Annotated in this window: 1 rRNA gene; it reads right to left on the minus strand. The window is 51.1% G+C overall.

Going from position 1 to position 2,941, the window contains the following annotated elements:
* Positions 1-33 precede the first annotated feature (33 nt).
* Positions 34-2,924 (minus strand): 23S ribosomal RNA (locus LNL84_RS19530).
* Positions 2,925-2,941: the final 17 nt, after the last annotated feature.

The following is a 2,941-nucleotide window of genomic DNA, read 5'->3' on the forward strand; positions in this document are numbered from 1 at the left end:
CTTTGAGTCCAATCAAAACCCCTTGGGTGTTGTATGGTTAAGCCTCACGGGCAATTAGTACAGGTTAGCTCAATGCCTCGCAGCACTTACACACCCTGCCTATCAACGTTCTAGTCTCGAACAACCCTTTAGGACACTTAAAGTGCCAGGGAAGACTCATCTCAGGGCTCGCTTCCCGCTTAGATGCTTTCAGCGGTTATCGATTCCGAACTTAGCTACCGGGCAATGCCATTGGCATGACAACCCGAACACCAGAGGTTCGTCCACTCCGGTCCTCTCGTACTAGGAGCAGCCCCCTTCAATCTTCCAACGCCCACGGCAGATAGGGACCGAACTGTCTCACGACGTTCTAAACCCAGCTCGCGTACCACTTTAAATGGCGAACAGCCATACCCTTGGGACCGACTTCAGCCCCAGGATGTGATGAGCCGACATCGAGGTGCCAAACACCGCCGTCGATATGAACTCTTGGGCGGTATCAGCCTGTTATCCCCGGAGTACCTTTTATCCGTTGAGCGATGGCCCTTCCATTCAGAACCACCGGATCACTATGACCTGCTTTCGCACCTGCTCGAATTGTCATTCTCGCAGTCAAGCGGGCTTATGCCATTGCACTAACCACACGATGTCCAACCGTGTTTAGCCCACCTTCGTGCTCCTCCGTTACTCTTTGGGAGGAGACCGCCCCAGTCAAACTACCCACCAGGCACTGTCCTCACCCCAGATTATGGGGCTAAGTTAGAACATCAAACATACAAGGGTGGTATTTCAAGATTGCCTCCACGCATACTGGCGTACACGCTTCAAAGGCTCCCACCTATCCTACACATGTAGGCTCAATGTTCAGTGCCAAGCTGTAGTAAAGGTTCACGGGGTCTTTCCGTCTAGCCGCGGGTACACTGCATCTTCACAGCGATTTCAATTTCACTGAGTCTCGGGTGGAGACAGCGTGGCCATCATTACGCCATTCGTGCAGGTCGGAACTTACCCGACAAGGAATTTCGCTACCTTAGGACCGTTATAGTTACGGCCGCCGTTTACCGGGGCTTCGATCAAGAGCTTCGACCGAAGTCTAACCCCATCAATTAACCTTCCGGCACCGGGCAGGCGTCACACCGTATACGTCATCTTACGATTTTGCACAGTGCTGTGTTTTTAATAAACAGTTGCAGCCACCTGGTATCTGCGACTCTCGTTAGCTCCATCCGCAAGGGACTTCACCGACAAGAGCGTACCTTCTCCCGAAGTTACGGTACCATTTTGCCTAGTTCCTTCACCCGAGTTCTCTCAAGCGCCTTGGTATTCTCTACCCGACCACCTGTGTCGGTTTGGGGTACGATTCCTTACAATCTGAAGCTTAGAGGCTTTTCCTGGAAGCATGGCATCAATGACTTCACTACCGTAGTAGCTCGACATCGGGTCTCAGCCTTAGTGATTTCCCGGATTTACCTAAGAAATCAGCCTACACCCTTGAACCTGGACAACCGTCGCCAGGCCCACCTAGCCTTCTCCGTCCCCCCATCGCAATTGTAAGAAGTACGGGAATATTAACCCGTTTCCCATCGACTACGCCTTTCGGCCTCGCCTTAGGGGTCGACTTACCCTGCCCCGATTAACGTTGGACAGGAACCCTTGGTCTTCCGGCGTGGAGGTTTTTCACCCCCATTATCGTTACTCATGTCAGCATTCGCACTTCTGATACCTCCAGCAAACCTTACAGTTCACCTTCAACGGCTTACAGAACGCTCCCCTACCCAATACAGTAAACTGTATTGCCGCAGCTTCGGTGTATAGCTTAGCCCCGTTACATCTTCCGCGCAGGCCGACTCGACCAGTGAGCTATTACGCTTTCTTTAAATGATGGCTGCTTCTAAGCCAACATCCTGGCTGTCTGAGCCTTCCCACATCGTTTCCCACTTAGCTATACTTTGGGACCTTAGCTGGCGGTCTGGGTTGTTTCCCTCTCCACAACGGACGTTAGCACCCGCTGTGTGTCTCCCGGATAGTACTTACTGGTATTCGGAGTTTGCAAAGGGTTGGTAAGTCGGGATGACCCCCTAGCCTTAACAGTGCTCTACCCCCAGTAGTATTCGTCCGAGGCGCTACCTAAATAGCTTTCGGGGAGAACCAGCTATCTCCAGGTTTGATTGGCCTTTCACCCCTAGCCACAAGTCATCCGCTAATTTTTCAACATTAGTCGGTTCGGTCCTCCAGTTGATGTTACTCAACCTTCAACCTGCCCATGGCTAGATCACCTGGTTTCGGGTCTATATCCAGAGACTGAACGCCCAGTTAAGACTCGGTTTCCCTACGGCTCCCCTAAACGGTTAACCTTGCCACTGAATATAAGTCGCTGACCCATTATACAAAAGGTACGCAGTCACACCACGAAGGTGCTCCTACTGCTTGTACGTACACGGTTTCAGGTTCTATTTCACTCCCCTCACAGGGGTTCTTTTCGCCTTTCCCTCACGGTACTGGTTCACTATCGGTCAGTCAGTAGTATTTAGCCTTGGAGGATGGTCCCCCCATATTCAAACAGGATATCACGTGTCCCGCCTTACTCGATTTCACTTTAAACACGTTGTCGGTTACGGGGCTATCACCCTGTATCGCGGCACTTTCCAGAGCCTTCACCTGACGCATAAAAAGCTTAAGGGCTAATCCAATTTCGCTCGCCGCTACTTTCGGAATCTCGGTTGATTTCTCTTCCTTCGGGTACTTAGATGTTTCAGTTCCCCGAGTTCGCCTCATTAACCTATGTATTCAGTTAATGATAGTGACTTATGCCACTGGGTTTCCCCATTCGGAAATCGTAGACTCAAGTGGCTTTTACTGCCTAATCTACGCTTATCGCAAGTTAATACGTCCTTCATCGCCTCTGACTGCCAAGGCATCCACCGTGTACGCTTAGTCACTTAACCATACAACCCCAAGAGGT

Origin of the sequence: Vibrio gelatinilyticus, assembly GCF_022836845.1 — a bacterium.
GTDB classification, from domain to species: domain Bacteria; phylum Pseudomonadota; class Gammaproteobacteria; order Enterobacterales; family Vibrionaceae; genus Vibrio; species Vibrio gelatinilyticus.